Below are 14,942 nucleotides of genomic sequence, written 5' to 3'. Positions count from 1 at the left end.
TTTTCATTACATTGGTTTAGGAAATCCAGGTCCGGTGGCTTTTGCAATATGATCCAGTCCCTTTTCTTGGTTCTCATAACGCGGAATCAAATGCACATGCAAATGAGGAACTCGTTCCGCAATTGCAACGATGTACATTTTTTCTGGATTGTGTTCTTTCAAAATCTCCGTGGCTTTGTGGAGAGCTCGCCCGTAGTTTTCAAACTCGCTAATCCCTAAGGTAAACCAAGACTCCAGATGTCTGCGGTGTTCCATGTACATATACCCTTCCAGGTTTTGGTCTGCTTTTCGGAGTATCCAATCTTCGTTTTGGAAGAGGATTTGAGTTTCATTTTTATGGGCTTCGCAGATGGGACAGTTCATCATTCTTCCCAATTTGGCCGATAGGTAAAGAGATGAGAATCTATTTTTTAATCATCCTGTTCCTATCTCTTTTAGGTGCTGAAAGTACATTCGCCCAGACCCAAGGTGATTCTCAAGACCCACTTACCGAATTCATTTATTCGCTTTCTGAAGTTGTATTTTCCAATCCTTTTCGCAAAGAAGAAACAGAGATTCGCAAACGAATCCATGAATCCAATACCGCCGAAGTGAGAGACCTCCGCATCCAATTAAAAAATACCCTTCGTTCCCTTAGTCTCACAAAATCGGATGCAAAAACAAAAAACAAAAAACTCACTTCGTTTGAAGGGTCATTAGAAGCTTTACCAAACCTTGGCGGTTTTCTTTGGAAAGAGGAAACGGGAACTGTTTACCAATGGGGGGACTGGTCGGATTTTTATGAAGATGGGTTTAGCAAAGAAAAATTACGACTTGAAGGCCAAATCCCTTCTTTCTCCTACGAAGGTGGCACACTTTATTTTTTTCTAAAAAATCCACCGGGTTCCTTCCCCGCCGAATTTAGCTTTATTGGCTGGGAGTCTCGTTTTTATGCCTTTGGTGATGAAGGTTCCTTACGTTATACAAACGACTTCCATTTAGATCCTTCTGAAAGACTTGGCGACTTTCGCAAAGCCTTCGACTCCATTCGAAAAAAATTCCCAGGTTCGCAGATCGTCACCGCCAATGACTTAACGATTTTTATTGTTCCAGGCGACCCAAAACCAATTTACTACGTTTTCCTTTTCCTTCGTTTTTTCCTCATCGGCTGGACCATCCTCCTTGCCCTCTATATCATTCGTATGAGCCTCTCTCCTCCAAAAAATCATTTGCCCGAAGACGACCCCCACCTATCCTGACATTACATCCGTCACCATGCCCTGGTAGTTCAACGGATAGAACATCGGTCTTCGGAACCGACAGTGGGGGTTCGATTCCCTCCTGGGGCACCAAACGATTTCGACCCGGATGGGAGGCAGGCGAACCAGCAGAAAGGGCGATTCCTTCCTGTCATCGGCTTTGCAAAATTTTCATTCCACCGAAATACAGAGTTAATGGTGCGAAGATTCTGGCAAAAGAAGAAAATCAGCTTCATCGTTAATTTCCAAATTTTGTGGTAAATTAAACACCTCGCTTTCATCTATTACAAAAATTTCCTTGGAAAGTATTCTGATGACTTGTGATACAAGCTTTCTCTGGTGAACAATTAAATGAGTAGGAAAGAGTATAAGCCGCAAGGAATTCTGAATAGTTTTGCCCACAAGGAACTGCCAAAATAGATTTATAACAATAGTTAGCATCTTTTATTGTCACATAACTGGGGCCAGCAACAGACAATATCTCTGATGATTTTGAAGCCACTCCTGATAAAATTCCTAATAGAAAGTTGTCATCGCTTCGAGAACTTTGTGAAGCATTGTCATTCGAGCGACCATCAGAATAAATACGTCCACACTCAATTACCTTTAGATAAAAATAATTTTCTGCTTGGTTTTTAAAATTCTCGTAAGGAATCACGGAAGGTCCGCCGATTCCATTGCAGTTGCTTAAAAGGAAAAGTATTACACAAAACCATAAGCCGGCATTAGAAAGTAATAAAATCCGGGTCCATAATTTATCCATCAAATTCATGCGAGTCCCAAACATTTTCCTCATATTAAAACATGACTTCCGTTTGGCGACAATTTTTCATTGTTTGTCGAAGATGGAAAATTCCTTAAAACAGCGCCCACCACTAAAGCGGGCGTTTCGAGAATTTATATTATATATCCTTTTGCTTTACCAGGGAACATGAACATTATCCCATGTTGTAAATGTCCCTGTTGGTCCATCCGGTCCAAGTAGGGCAACCCTAACCACTTCGCGCGCACCATCCTCAAGACTTTCATACCCCTCGAAATTAGTCATGGCCGTTTTCGTAAAACCTGGAGATACCAAATTCACCTTAATGGCAGTGTCTTTTAATTCGAGCATCATCGAAAGAGTGATACCGTTGAGGGCTGTTTTTGATGCAGCATAAACCGGATTGTAGAATGAACTATAACCGGAGTTAGGATCTGCATTTGCTGTCAGTGATCCAAGAGTGCTTGATACGTTGACGATACGAGCATCTTTAGATTCACGAAGGAGTGGTAACATCGCTTGGTAAAGAGTAAGGACTCCAAACACATTGGTATCCCAGACAACACGCATTTCATCAATAGAAGCAATGCTTGCCTGGGACGATGCCATGTACTCATACATTGATAAACCTAGTTTTTGCATCCTTGTATTGGAGATGCCTGCATTATTAACAAGTATGTCGAGGTGTCCAAATTGTTTCTTTATGCTCTCGGCTGCGTCTGCAATCGATGTTCGGTCTGTTACATCCAATTGGATAGCGATACTTCCCAACCCAATCTCTTTTGCTGCTGTCTCACCTCGTTTTTTATCGCGTGACCCAACAAGGACTGTCAGCCCGTTTTCTGCCAATTCTTTTGCTACCTGATAACCTATCCCTTGGTTTGCCCCAGTTACGAGAGCAATGCGTTTATTCTCTGTTTCCATAATTCAATCCCCTACTCGCATATTTCCTTCTGGCTCCTAAACTATTGGGTCTGCATATACATACGGAACCAATTGGTTTCGGAACTAGACAGTTCCGTATTTAGACACTGAAAATATGTTTGTATAAGGTCAAGAAAAAAGAAAAATTTTTCAGTAAGAATACAATTGCCAAACAACCAGAGATTCAGATACGTTTCAAAAGGCTTGGTAGAAAGCTAAATCAATGCCGTTTTTAAAAGATTTTATGTATGATATAATCTAAATTCGATGGAAAAGAAAAAAAGAGAAAAAGTTTCGACCCCCTCCCCGCAAACTCCCGTCCTTGGGAGGAAACGAGACCCCTCACTTGAGGCATCCATTCTCAATGCAACCATTGAGATGCTCGCCGAAGAAGGGTTTGATGGCATGACTATGGATAAAATTGCCATCAAGGTAGGTACGGGAAAGGCAGCCTGTTACCGCCGTTGGCCGTCGAAAGTCAAACTCGTCAAAGAAGCATTGATTTGGATGAACCGCAACCAGTTGGAACTCGAGAAAATTCCCGATACGGGTTCTCTCAGAAATGATTTTCTAGCAATACTCAAACCCCATTCGATGGAAGAAGCCAATGCTAAACTTCGGGTATTGGGAGGACTCGGAACATTTTGGTTAGATGAAGAAATTGAAAAAAAGGGAATTACTGAAATTTTTGGTCCTTGGACGGAAGTGAATCGAACCCTCATCCAAAGAGCAATGGAACGTGGAGAAATTTCTAAAAAAGCAAATGTAGAACTTGTTTGTAAGGTATTGAACTCGATGGCAACTTACCGCGCACTCATAGAAAGAAAACCTCCAGATAAGGCTCTCTTTATCGCATTGATTGACCATGTGGTGATCCCAGCATTAAAAAACCCAGCTCAGTGAGCCATCAGCCTCAGAGATGTTAGTATGTGACGAGGCACACTATAACTTTGGCTTTTGTCTCTCACTCCATTCTTTTGCATCAGTGACACATACATGATAGATAAGCAAATTCAATGTAGATCTTTCCATTTTTTCTTCATTATTTACATCTAATTGTAATATGCCTAAAGCGCCTACCGCGTAAGCCTCTTCACAAAGTTTGATTTTATAAGGTTTTGAGTTACCTATGCAATTACAAAGAATTGCCAGCATATGAAAAAACAATACAATTTTCATTATTGGCCAATTTATCATTTTTCTTTCCTGAATTGCCTATCCACCAAACAACAAAAAATTTATAGCCTTGGCCCAGGATCCCCCTTTGTTTCTGCATTATCCAGACACATTACATAACCGGTCAAAAGCACTGTTAACACCGGATTCAATTCTTCATTTGTTACACCCGCTGCTCCCATTAACAACGGAGCTTCTTCTATATAGTTTTCTTTACATGAATCACGCATAGCAGATACGCTTCGAGTACAATCAAAAAGAAGAAACAAAAAGAACAACAACGAATAGAATTTTATTTTTTTCATGGAATATATCCTAATACTTCTGTAATCATAAACATATGGATTAATCTTTCACCATATTTTTCTGTGCTAATACCTCTCGCCGCATTACCAATATTAAATAAAATCATGTTAATTATCTTCTTATTACCAGCACCATATCCAAAAGTCCCGGCTCTTTTATCTGCGTCATTTTTCGATTCTAAATCTGGATAATTTAAATCAAGTTAGAGGATTGTGTAAGGTGAATATCCTTTCTGTTCAACTGGGTTAAGAATAAGAGCGATTATTAATCGCAGAATTCAGATCGATTTTGAGCACATAAAAAGTATCCATTCAAAAAGCCTTCTGTTTTGTCTGAATTGCCAATGATACTTAACCCTAAGCATAATTGTCGTTCCCTTTTACGTTTGCCACATTCTGCATCAGTAGTCGTTGAAATCATACAACTTTCTGTCAAAAGGAAATACGCCAGAGTAAGATATTTTAGATAGATAGGCATATTTTCTTGTATCCATTTTTCCTCCGTTGTCAATCAATTTGGCTAGCTCAGTAAGGATATTTCCAATCTTTAAACCACATTGTCTTTATCTTAATCGAAAGGATCCAACAACAAACACTCGAAATTATAAATTATAAAGATTTGGAAAATCGAGTTCAAATTCGGCTCGGTCTTTAGATTCAAAATACATTGATCCCGCTTCCAAATGTTTTGTGGGATCTCGTGATTTGGTTACATCCAGATCTCGGCAGGTAAGTCGATTATTTCTGCCATCGTCACTCACAAACCAACCAAGAGCCGCATCATAATACCTAGCCTTGTAATAATACAACCCACTTTCCTGGTCTTCCTCTTGTCCCGTATATTTGAATTTAGTAATGTCTGGTCCATACGAGTCCGTTCTAAATATCTCCCCATACGGTTTATACGTGATATGACTTTTACCACCTCTTTCCCCGCCGGCAAGCACATTCCCATGACCATCGGTAATCATGGTAATGCTACCCAAATGGTCGGGATGGAAAAAATACATCCCCTCCACTCTGACGTTGCAGGTCGTAAGTTCTTTCATTTGGGCGAATCCCGAACATAGAACAGAGCTTACCATTGCATTCCGTTTGGCGATCACTTTTCTAGTGTTTGTCGGGATCAGGCTACTCTGGGGTTCGCGTTCGCTCCCGTCCTGCGGACCAAGCCCGACGTATCCTTCTCGCTTGGGTGGGATTTTATACAAACAACAGAACTTTAGAAAAATCTATTTGTCCTGAAGTAAAAATAGATGGTGACCGTACATACTAAAGACGTCTTTGTAAGGAAATAGCACACAATTTAAAGAAAACTTTCTTCACTAATATAGTTACAGCAAAGCTCTCCTATACATCATCAACCAATACATCAACCTGAACTGTCCCAAAAACAAAGTCAATGAATTCAGAAAAATTAACACCAAATCTAATACTATAATAAACTCCAAATTACATTTCTACAGATATTGGAGAATCAAACTATTTCCCAATAATTTCCCTTGAAGACGATTTTGTAGCACCTAGTGGAAAGATAATATTAGCATTAAATTTAGCAAATGCTTTCTTGCTGCTTTTTTTATCATCTTGTTTTGGAAGATGCATTTAAAACAATAAATGAATTTCCTTGGTTTAGCATTAACTATCATAGAAACATCCATTTCACTAAAGCACGACTATTTTGTGCCTTAGCAGAAATCAACGATTGAAAACAAGAGAACTTGGTATGTTTGGCGTGTTGATTATTTCATCTGTTGTACTATGAGTATCTGTAATCTTTTGAGAATCACAGATACTCATAGTAGTCTTCTTGCTTGTGAAATCTAAAATAAAACGAATTTAGCGCAAACAAAAGCGATATTTGAAAGACTTTCTAAAGAGTATGGCCGTCCGCTTGCATTAAAGTCAGACAAGGGATCATCTTCTGCGATAAACTTAGTTTATCGACTTCAATAAAATCACAAATGCTATATGTGATTTTATCGGAAAATTGAAACGACTTACTAATCCAAAGATACTTTAGAAATAGCTAATTGTTGAAACTTCAGTCGTCTTTGAAGTTTCAACAATACTTAAAGTAAAAAACTAATAAACCAGAATTGTCCCTTTTGCTTCATTATTGCATAAATTTTCGGCGGCTGTTAGACCCAACGAAGCAGGAAGCATTATTTCATTAATGTAAATGTTCTTTGAAGTAATACATTTAAAATCTCTTGGATTATTCAAAGCACATTTATTAGGATACTTAGTTAATGATTGCCACTCGGTTATTATTTTATTTGGATCTAGTCCGACTAAAGTATAAATATTCACACAATATTGAGCCAAACTCAGTACAATATTCTGACTGTCTATTACTGAATATCGGAATAACATATTATTTACCGGTAACCCAGAATTATAATCAATCAAAACACTATTAGCTATCAGAAGCAACGAATTTGCCTGGCCCAGCTTTTTGTTTTCTTCTTTCTGATCATTAATGTAGTTCAAATTTACACATTGAATCACCAAACTAAAATTAATAAAAAATAAACACAGTTTTTTCATTCATTTACCACACTTATTTTCGGATGAATTATATAGTTCTGGTTTACAATGAGACCCATTTGAATCGGTACAAACAAATTCATTACAACCACTCTCCGGAATCGATGGTGTCCAATTATATGCACAATTAGCGACTCTGCAAGTTCTCAATATCGAAGTTACTACGAGCCAGTTAAAAATATTTTCCTGTGCAAGTTTCTTCTGCCGTTCATTCATATCCGTGCGACTAAGTCTTTTTCTCTTAGGAACCCAATATCGGATTTCAGTATATCTTTCGGTAATCCAATTTCCAATGTCTCCATGAACTGCTTCTTTATACATTTGGTTCAATGATTTTCCAAAGTCACTTCGTTTTAAATGTTCAAACCTAAAATCTGATTTGCCAAGAATTCCTCTAAGATTTTTATCAATGTCATTATTATGTCTAGCAAGATCTTTCTTTTTCCCAATAGAATAGCCAGTGAGAAAGCCTTCTATTTTTTTACCTTCTGGTGCCAAAATATAACCAAGTAAACCAAAAATCAATGACTGACTAATCCTATTCCCACTCCTATCCGCCCATTTCAACGGATTCCCATCAACATACATCATCCGGTTCATCCCTTGTTCTTTATCAGGAAACACCTGACCATCGTTACTCACAAATCTGCCAAGACTCGCATCATAATACCTGGCCTTGTAGTAATACAACCCACTCTCCTGGTCTTCCTCTTGTCCCGTATATTTGAATTTAGTAATGTCTGGTCCATACGAGTCTGTTCTAAATATCTCCCCATACGGTTTATACGTGATATGACTTTTACCACCTCTTTCCCCGCCGGCAAGCACATTCCCATGACCATCGGTAATCATGGTAATGCTACCCAAATGGTCGGGATGGAAAAAATACATCCCCTCCACTCTGGCATTACCTGTGGAAGTTCCCCCGCCTCCACTCCCACCTTGTCCTGGTTCGTCGGCAACAGACTGTGTGTCTGCTGGGATTCCATTCCCAAGTCCGAGTAACCAAATCGGTGTTCCCGACTCGGCCTCACCACCACCCAGTAACAAAGGAAAACATCCTGCTGTCGTGGTAAAAGAAAAAACAACGACTAAGAGTGCCGTTCCATATCTTGGAATCTGCTTTTGGATTCTGTTGGTAAAACTTGGTAGAAGGGAGATTCCTACGAAATCATCTGAAGTTTTTTCCACATTATGATCATTGGCATCTTCTGTTTGATCCTTTGTCTGATACACCACCCAGAATAAAAATCCGAGTAGTGCCACCCAAGGAAGGGCTCTATGACCTTCTGTTAACTTCCCATCCACATAGACATTGGTATCTTCCAATGTTTTTATGAAGAAAAACCCCACCCTGTTTTTCCAGTAAGTATCACAATCGATATTTACATCTTTACAAAATGGATTCACAAGCCAGTCGTTCGACGCCATCTGGTTCAAAAGGATCGCATCCCCTCGGCTATACTGAGCCACCAACGTAAAAGTATTACTTTAGTATTTTGCTTAACAATATATTTCTGTTGAAAATCAGTCTTATATGTCTAGAGGGTCGGCGTAAATCGGTTTGCATCTTCTTCTACCAGCCTAACACAAAAATGATAATCAATTAAATTAAATAACAGACCTTCTGTTCTTTCTGACTCTGTTTGCTGTTGCTGATCGATTGCTATACCTAAAAATACAGAAGACTCTTTACAAAACTTTTTTCTGTCTTGTTCATAAGTTCCAAAACAACCACAAAAGAAGATAGGCAGGAACACTAATATTGTTCTTATTTCAGTATTCATGTAGTAAATCTATATAATGTGTAATCATTATAAATTCAAAAGCCTTTTAAGGGATCTCGGTAAGTATCTGCATTTACCATACATGCTAAATAAATTACAAAAAAAGAATTCTGTCTTTCACTAAATTCTTCGGAGGATTCATCAACTCGTTTCTCAAAGGCTGCCAGAGCGAATAAAGATTCCTTGCATAGTTGTTTTGCATCTTCTTTTGTCATCTCGCAGTTAGAAACTGAAACAACTAGAAAGGAAAATAATAAAATGTTTAAAGTATAAAGTTTCATGGTAAATAATCCAAATAAATAACGATTGCCATTGAGTTTAAATAGCTGCTAGTTTGATTGACATTGGAAACCGAAAATAGAATCGATCTAAACCTTTTTCGACTATTCACATCATAGGCAAACGTTCCTGCTCGCCGGTCAGCTTCATTCTCTCCGACTGCTTCGCCTCTTCCAAAGGGCGACGTTCCCAGGTTGCTCATGTATTTATACGCTCCCCACTCTCGGTATTGTTGTAAATGTGCAGTCTCGTGACGAAGTGTCGCCTCATCAGTTCCCTTAGTAACCGCAAATTGACCTATTGAGATACCTTCTCCACCAAAGATCGGCATCAGTGGACCACCTTGGACTACATATCCCCCATTTACTTTCTTTAACTTTGTATCACGCTGCATCAGTTTTCCAGCTCCATAATTTAACAACGCACAGGTTGCTCTTCTGCCTTACCATTTCTAAAGGGATTCTGATGACTTTCGACATACCTTACCGGACTCATCTATTGTTCTTTTAAAAATGAGTAGTCTCGCACAAAATCTGCCAACGTTATAGCCTTGGCCCAGGATCTCCCTTTGTTTCTGCATTATCCAGACACATTAAATAACCAGTCAAAAGTCCTGTCAACACCGGATTCAATTCTTCATTTGTCACACCCGCTGCTCCCATTAACAACGGCGCTTCTTCTATATAATATTCTTTACATGAAGCACGCATAACAGAAACGCTAGGGGCACAACCGAAAACGAACATTAAAAAGCACAAACGCCAATACATTTCTATTTTTTTTCATTGCACATATCCTATTTTTCGAATTATATAAATTTGCAGTAGACTTTCTCTATATTTATCTATATTAATATCACTAGAAAAGTTAATTCCACTAGATAAGATCATTTTATCCACTTTCTTATCACCAGCCCCATATCCAAATGTCCCTGCTCTTTTATCTGCGTCATTTTCTGATTCTAAATCCTTTAATTTTAATAAACTCCTAATAGGCGATGATCCAAGATTTCCCAGATACTTGTATTCCCCCCATTCTCTATATTGCTGCTTCATGTCGCAAAGATGCTTCATCCGTACCAGCAGTCACCGCAAACTGGCTGATTGAGATACCTCCGTTGGCAAGCGGACCACCAAACGGGTTATAAGTTCTTTCGTTTGGGCGAATCTCGAACATAGAACAGAGCTTACCATTGCATTCCCGTTTGGCGATCATTTTTCTAGTGTTCGTCGGGATCAGGCTACTCTGGGGTCCGCGTTCGCTCCCGTCCTGCAGACAAAGCCCGACGTATCCTTCTCGCTGGTCGAACGATTTTTTATGAAACGGTTGATGAAATGGAAAAAGATTTTCAGGTTTATCTCAAGTAATATTACAACGAAAGGTTCTACCAGGAAAGAAATATCTCCCCATACGGTTTATACGTGATATGACTTTTACCACCTTGCCCTGATTCGTCGGCAACAGATTGAGTGTCTGCTGGGATTCCATTCCCAAGCCCCAGTAACCAAATCGGTGTTCGTTTTTATTTAGTTAGTCTACTCTTGACAATATTTCCTCGTTTTCGCACAAAAAAATGCTATCTTATTTTGTGTGTATAAGCAATTCACTGTTCATACAACTTAAACATAATCAATGAGATCATTTTAATCGATTAAGTATATCTATGAAAAAAGTTACGATAAAATCCTTTTTATTTTTTAAAATAATATTAATTTGTTTTCTTATTCAGTGTGAAAGTGTCAAAAGATACTCGCGTAACCGAATTCACGACACCGCAGACATTTTTACCATCGGTATCGAAAAGGAGAATATCGGAGCAAATTTTTTTTTCTGGTGTCTAGGAGGAGGTTTAACTATCAGCAGTAGCACTCGTGGGATCGGTATGAGGGATGGACATTTCGGAATCTATGAAATAAATGACAATTCAAACCTGGATATATTCCCATTAGTTAGAAAGGATTCGCCCGCTAACAAAATTGGGATTTCAAATATATTAATCAATTCCAATGGTCATAAACAATTACACCCACAAGATAGAACAAAAGAGAAAGATTACCAAATCGTAAATATTTTAACCATCTTTCCAATACCATCAATACCCGAATCAAAGAGAAAAGTAGCATACTGCAACTCTCCTGTAAAAATTGAGGCGTCTCTCGGCTTATATTTCGGCGTAAGATTTGGATTTAACCTAAGTGAATTGCTAGACCTTATCGTCGGATATTCAACATTAGATATACTTAATGACGACGAGATAGACTAAAACTAAATAAAGTTTAGGTGTGCTAATATAGCATTCACCTGACAGTTTCGAAAATAAGCAGTGGTCACACATCCTCTAATTAGAAAAATGATTTTTACCACAAAGTCATTTCTTAGGTGGTAAAATGCTTGACCAGCACCAAAGTAGCGAGAAGAAAGCTGAATTTGTTAGAACTAGTAAATTAATTAAACAATGAAGTTCTTCCTTTCTCCGAAGACCACAAAGCAACGGATATGTGGAAAGGCTTCATAGAACCTTGTGCGACGAACACTTCCGTGTCGCTGGTAGAACAAATTTTTATGAAACGGCTGATCAGATAGAAAAAGATTTTCAGCTTTATCTCAAGTTATATAACAACAAAAAATCTCACCAAGGTAAAAATATAAACGGGAGAACTCCCGATCAATTTTTCCTCGATGGATTCCTAGAATTAGAAAAGGAAGAAGATCAATAATCTAAAATAAGTTAGAGGATTATGTAAGGCGAATACGATATCTGTACATACAATCATTGAAAAGTTAGAACACATCTACAATATCCCAATTACGCTCTTGCTTGCATTTTTTATCCTGGATGCTTCCTAGTAAACAACTTGTAACAGAGAGATTTCGAATTTTTTCCCGCTCTGCATCATCCTCTGCTGCACCATAGCCAACTACAATGCTATCACAAAATGATTTATAATCGGGCACTAAGTTCTCATAGCATTTATCCCTACTAGATTGACAACTTACAAAGATCAAAGATAATAAAACTAACAATATTCTTTTCATATCAAAATTTCCACTTCCTAAAATTAGTAAAATCTTTCGTTCTTCCAACTAGATCTCCAAGATTTAAACGCTCTCCAATATTTGGTAATCTATTGGCATCTATTTTATAACGACCGTCACGAACAAATTTTGCTAATCTCTCAACTTGCTGAACACGTATAGAAACTACTATATCGGTAGTAAACAAAGTAGTATCTAAGCCTAATACAGCTAAGTCTCCCATTGATGTATAGTAGGTATTTATTCCTGCGCAAAGATCTCTTTCATTTAATTTAACTTTCGTACATCTTCCACCTAATGCATTGAACTCTCGCTTATAAATAGCCGGAAAATAATTTGTAGAAAGCCTACTTGACCATGCATTCTTAATCCAATTAGCATACGCATTGATATTCTGATTCGATCCATGGAAAAACCCAGGATCATATGAATCATGTTCCCTTGACGCTTCATCTATAGGGGCACTGCCCGTTTTAGTAAAGGTTCTTTCTTTTGGGCGAGTCCCGAACATGAAGTTAAGTCTACAGCATATCTACCGTTTGGCGACCACTATTTCATTGTTTGTCGGGATCAGGCTACTCTGGGGTCCGCATTCGCTCCCGTCCTGCAGACAAAGCCCGACGTATCCTTCTCGCTTGAAGTGAGTTGATGCTCCACAAACCAATTTCTAGGGAAAAATATTTGTTCTGAAGGAAATATCGATGAGATCCTTGTAGAATTACATACTAAAGACTTCGCAATAATGAGATAGAAATGTAAAAAAACAATTGGTTTAACTGTACAGATACAGTAATCTCTTTTTCATCATCCACTAAAAAGGATTCTCAGTACCATATTTTTTTGCACTACTCATGCAAAAATAATATGAAAAAAGAAATCCAGTTCTAGAATTTTCATATTCTTCCCTAGTTTCATCACTTCTTTTCGGCATCCCAGCAAACGTTAGCTCCAACCTACATTCCTTTTCTAAAGATTCTTTCGTTCGACCGCAAGAATTAGCATGGAAGAGAAAGATGTAAAATATTATAATAATTATGTTAATCTTCTTCATGGGATGTAATCCAGATAGATCATAATAATTAATGCATTTTGTCCATCAAGACTCTGAGACGAATAATTAACATACCGCAAAAGCAGCGAATATCGTCTTTTATCTTTATTCACATCATAAGCAAACGTTCCTGCTCGCCGGTCCGTTTCATTCTCTCCGACTGGATCATTTCTATAGGGCGACGTTCCCAGGTTGCTCATATATTTAAAGGCACCCCACTCTCTATATTGTTGTAAATGTGCAGTCTCGTGACGAAGAGTCGCTTCATCAGTCCCCTTAGTAACCGCAAATTGTCCTATTGAGATACCTTCTCCACCAAAGAATGGCATCAGTGGACCACCTTGGACTACATATCCCCCATTTACTTTCTTTAACTTTGTATCACGTTGCATCAGTTTTCCTGCTCCATAATTCATAGTTCATCATCAAAGCTTAACTTAAAGCATCGCCTACAAAGAAGGTGTATTTCTTTCCATTGCCTCTTTCTCCATATCGATACACCATTTGTAGGTGAGTAAATTCAAAATTTGAGTATCCCTTTCTTCTTCCTTACTTATTGCTTGCTGAGATATCGCAATGGAAGCAATCACAGTGGTGGTTTGGCATTCTTCAATTCTTTGTTCTTCCAAATCTCCAGAACATCTTAAAAAATGGATCACAAAGGCGATGATCCAAGATTTCCCAAATACTTGTATTCCCCCCATTCTCTATATTGCTGCAAATGTGCTGTTTCATGTCGCAAAGATGCTTCATCCGTTCCAGCAGTCACCGCAAATTGGCCGATCGTTACCCCAGTTGTGGCAAGCGGACCACCAAACGGGTTATAAGTTCTTTCATTTGGGCGAATCCCGAACATAGAACAGAGCTTACCATTGCATTCTGTTTGGCGATCACTTTTCTCGTGTTCGTCGGGATCAGGCTACTCTGGGGTCCGCGTTCGCTCCCGTCCTGCAGACAAAGCCCGACGTATCCTTCTCGCTTGAAGTGAGTTGATGCTCCACAAACCAATTTCTAGGGAAAAATATTTGTTCTGAAGGAAAATCGATGACGCACTAGTAAATGAACAAACCAAATCTGTTCCGGCCAGCAAACATTGCCAAACTTAAGTCATATTTTCTTTATCGTCCTATTATTGATAAAACGAAATAATGAGTTTAACCTCTTAACTTGCTATGGGTATTCTGTACCGAATAACTTTGCGTTTGACATACACGCATAATAAGAAAAAATCAATCCGAACTTCTTATCCTCGTATTCCTGCATACTATCATTCCCTTGTGTTAGTGTTAAAAGAGGGAGAGCGATTAGCTTACATTTATTTTCCATAACATTTCTAGGTCTTCCGCAGGAAGTTCCGACGAATAACAAACCAAACATAACTATTATTTTAGCAGTAAAATTCATGGCATATACTTTTGTGCTAGATAAATATAAAATACAACACGCCCATCTCCTGTACTATTGCTAAAATTACTAAGGGGCAAAAGTATCTTGTTTTCATTCACATCATAAGCAAATGTTCCTGCTCGCCGGTCCGCTTCATTCTCTCCGACTGCTTCGCCTCTTCGAAAAGGAGACGAGCCCAGATTGCTCAAGTATTTATACGCTCCCCACTCCCGATATTGTTGCAAATGTCCCGTTTCATGACGAAGAGTTGCCTCATCAGTTCCCTTAGTAACCGCAAATTGACCTATGGTAATACCTTCTCCTTCAGAGTATGGCATCAGTGGACCACCCTGGACTACATATCCCCCATTTACTTTCTTTAACTTTGTATCACGTTGCATCAGTTTTCCTGCTCCATAATTCATAGTTCATCATCAAAGCTTAACT

The 14,942-nt window shown here is 38.6% G+C and carries 20 protein-coding genes, 1 tRNA gene and 2 pseudogenes; 5 read left to right on the top strand and 18 right to left on the bottom strand.

Going from position 1 to position 14,942, the window contains the following annotated elements; genetic code table 11:
• Nucleotides 1-6 precede the first annotated feature (6 nt).
• Nucleotides 7-363, bottom strand: a complete 357-nt coding sequence (locus tag LEP1GSC199_RS14980; RefSeq protein ID WP_002987233.1) for an HIT family protein — start codon at nucleotides 361-363, stop codon at nucleotides 7-9.
• A gap of 32 nt (nucleotides 364-395) precedes the next feature.
• Here LEP1GSC199_RS14980 and LEP1GSC199_RS14975 point away from each other — a divergent pair, with 32 nt between their 5' ends.
• Nucleotides 396-1,238: a hypothetical protein gene (locus LEP1GSC199_RS14975; protein ID WP_002987131.1), complete on the top strand. Its 843-nt coding sequence runs from the start codon at nucleotides 396-398 to the stop codon at nucleotides 1,236-1,238.
• Nucleotides 1,239-1,256: 18 nt separating this feature from the next.
• Nucleotides 1,257-1,331 (top strand) — tRNA-Arg (locus tag LEP1GSC199_RS14970).
• A gap of 184 nt (nucleotides 1,332-1,515) precedes the next feature.
• Here LEP1GSC199_RS14970 and LEP1GSC199_RS14965 read toward each other — a convergent pair.
• Together LEP1GSC199_RS14965 and LEP1GSC199_RS14960 are read right to left on the bottom strand one after the other, a co-directional pair.
• A complete protein-coding gene (locus LEP1GSC199_RS14965) occupies nucleotides 1,516-2,001 on the bottom strand; it encodes a hypothetical protein (protein ID WP_198288791.1) in 486 nt (161 codons plus the stop codon).
• Nucleotides 2,002-2,157: 156 nt separating this feature from the next.
• Nucleotides 2,158-2,925: an SDR family NAD(P)-dependent oxidoreductase gene (locus LEP1GSC199_RS14960; RefSeq protein WP_002987306.1), complete on the bottom strand. Its 768-nt coding sequence runs from the start codon at nucleotides 2,923-2,925 to the stop codon at nucleotides 2,158-2,160.
• 267 nt (nucleotides 2,926-3,192) lie between these two features.
• Between LEP1GSC199_RS14960 and LEP1GSC199_RS14955 the strand changes: the two genes are divergently transcribed.
• Nucleotides 3,193-3,828 carry a TetR/AcrR family transcriptional regulator gene (locus tag LEP1GSC199_RS14955; RefSeq protein ID WP_002987434.1) on the top strand — a complete coding sequence of 212 codons (636 nt, stop codon included), beginning with the start codon at nucleotides 3,193-3,195 and terminating at the stop codon, nucleotides 3,826-3,828.
• Nucleotides 3,829-3,867: 39 nt separating this feature from the next.
• Here the strand turns inward: LEP1GSC199_RS14955 and LEP1GSC199_RS14950 are convergent, their stop codons facing one another.
• The 10 genes and pseudogenes from LEP1GSC199_RS14950 to LEP1GSC199_RS21480 form a co-directional block, all read right to left on the bottom strand.
• Nucleotides 3,868-4,122: a hypothetical protein gene (locus LEP1GSC199_RS14950; protein ID WP_002987298.1), complete on the bottom strand. Its 255-nt coding sequence runs from the start codon at nucleotides 4,120-4,122 to the stop codon at nucleotides 3,868-3,870.
• Nucleotides 4,123-4,163: 41 nt separating this feature from the next.
• Nucleotides 4,164-4,406 carry a hypothetical protein gene (locus tag LEP1GSC199_RS14945; protein ID WP_002987242.1) on the bottom strand — a complete coding sequence of 81 codons (243 nt, stop codon included), beginning with the start codon at nucleotides 4,404-4,406 and terminating at the stop codon, nucleotides 4,164-4,166.
• 766 nt (nucleotides 4,407-5,172) lie between these two features.
• Nucleotides 5,173-5,425, bottom strand: a pseudogene (locus tag LEP1GSC199_RS22330) (RHS repeat-associated core domain-containing protein); the annotation flags it as partial.
• Nucleotides 5,426-6,491: 1,066 nt separating this feature from the next.
• Complete coding sequence (locus tag LEP1GSC199_RS14935) at nucleotides 6,492-6,956, bottom strand: hypothetical protein (RefSeq protein WP_039927020.1); 465 nt, start codon at nucleotides 6,954-6,956, stop codon at nucleotides 6,492-6,494.
• Complete coding sequence (locus tag LEP1GSC199_RS14930) at nucleotides 6,957-8,387, bottom strand: RHS repeat domain-containing protein (RefSeq protein WP_051999775.1); 1,431 nt, start codon at nucleotides 8,385-8,387, stop codon at nucleotides 6,957-6,959. It lies immediately after the preceding gene.
• Nucleotides 8,388-8,497: 110 nt separating this feature from the next.
• Entirely contained in the window at nucleotides 8,498-8,743 is a 246-nt protein-coding gene (locus tag LEP1GSC199_RS14925; RefSeq protein WP_039927017.1) for a hypothetical protein, read from the bottom strand.
• A 35-nt stretch (nucleotides 8,744-8,778) separates the two neighbouring features.
• A complete protein-coding gene (locus LEP1GSC199_RS14920; RefSeq protein ID WP_002986971.1) occupies nucleotides 8,779-9,024 on the bottom strand; it encodes a hypothetical protein in 246 nt (81 codons plus the stop codon).
• A complete protein-coding gene (locus LEP1GSC199_RS14915) occupies nucleotides 9,021-9,416 on the bottom strand; it encodes a hypothetical protein (RefSeq protein WP_002987113.1) in 396 nt (131 codons plus the stop codon). Before LEP1GSC199_RS14915 ends, LEP1GSC199_RS14920 begins: the two co-directional genes overlap by 4 nt.
• Before the next feature lie 148 nt (nucleotides 9,417-9,564).
• Nucleotides 9,565-9,792, bottom strand: a complete 228-nt coding sequence (locus LEP1GSC199_RS14910) for a hypothetical protein (protein WP_157356639.1) — start codon at nucleotides 9,790-9,792, stop codon at nucleotides 9,565-9,567.
• A 12-nt stretch (nucleotides 9,793-9,804) separates the two neighbouring features.
• Nucleotides 9,805-10,077 carry a hypothetical protein gene (locus LEP1GSC199_RS21480; RefSeq protein WP_039927011.1) on the bottom strand — a complete coding sequence of 91 codons (273 nt, stop codon included), beginning with the start codon at nucleotides 10,075-10,077 and terminating at the stop codon, nucleotides 9,805-9,807.
• A gap of 608 nt (nucleotides 10,078-10,685) precedes the next feature.
• On the opposite strand from LEP1GSC199_RS21480, the gene LEP1GSC199_RS14900 reads away from it, so the two are divergent.
• Both LEP1GSC199_RS14900 and LEP1GSC199_RS14895 read left to right on the top strand, forming a co-directional pair.
• Nucleotides 10,686-11,285, top strand: coding sequence for a hypothetical protein (locus tag LEP1GSC199_RS14900; protein WP_002987204.1), 600 nt, complete (start codon nucleotides 10,686-10,688; stop codon nucleotides 11,283-11,285).
• A 223-nt stretch (nucleotides 11,286-11,508) separates the two neighbouring features.
• A pseudogene (locus LEP1GSC199_RS14895) lies at nucleotides 11,509-11,739 on the top strand (IS481 family transposase); the annotation flags it as partial.
• A gap of 64 nt (nucleotides 11,740-11,803) precedes the next feature.
• Here the strand turns inward: LEP1GSC199_RS14895 and LEP1GSC199_RS14890 are convergent.
• The 5 genes from LEP1GSC199_RS14890 to LEP1GSC199_RS14860 form a co-directional block, all read right to left on the bottom strand.
• Nucleotides 11,804-12,058 (bottom strand): hypothetical protein, encoded by a 255-nt coding sequence (locus LEP1GSC199_RS14890; protein ID WP_039927009.1) that lies wholly within the window; start codon nucleotides 12,056-12,058, stop codon nucleotides 11,804-11,806.
• 1 nt (nucleotide 12,059) lies between these two features.
• Nucleotides 12,060-12,569, bottom strand: a complete 510-nt coding sequence (locus LEP1GSC199_RS14885) for a hypothetical protein (RefSeq protein WP_039927007.1) — start codon at nucleotides 12,567-12,569, stop codon at nucleotides 12,060-12,062.
• 536 nt (nucleotides 12,570-13,105) lie between these two features.
• A complete protein-coding gene (locus tag LEP1GSC199_RS14880) occupies nucleotides 13,106-13,501 on the bottom strand; it encodes a hypothetical protein (RefSeq protein WP_002987215.1) in 396 nt (131 codons plus the stop codon).
• A 57-nt stretch (nucleotides 13,502-13,558) separates the two neighbouring features.
• Complete coding sequence (locus LEP1GSC199_RS14875) at nucleotides 13,559-13,813, bottom strand: hypothetical protein (protein WP_157356638.1); 255 nt, start codon at nucleotides 13,811-13,813, stop codon at nucleotides 13,559-13,561.
• Between the two features lie 696 nt (nucleotides 13,814-14,509).
• Nucleotides 14,510-14,896, bottom strand: coding sequence for a hypothetical protein (locus LEP1GSC199_RS14860; RefSeq protein WP_002987303.1), 387 nt, complete (start codon nucleotides 14,894-14,896; stop codon nucleotides 14,510-14,512).
• Nucleotides 14,897-14,942 lie beyond the last annotated feature (46 nt).

The sequence above is a fragment of the Leptospira vanthielii serovar Holland str. Waz Holland = ATCC 700522 genome, from assembly GCF_000332455.1.
GTDB classification, from domain to species: Bacteria; Spirochaetota; Leptospiria; order Leptospirales; family Leptospiraceae; genus Leptospira_A; species Leptospira_A vanthielii.
This window is presented reverse-complemented; position numbering and strand designations above follow the sequence as displayed.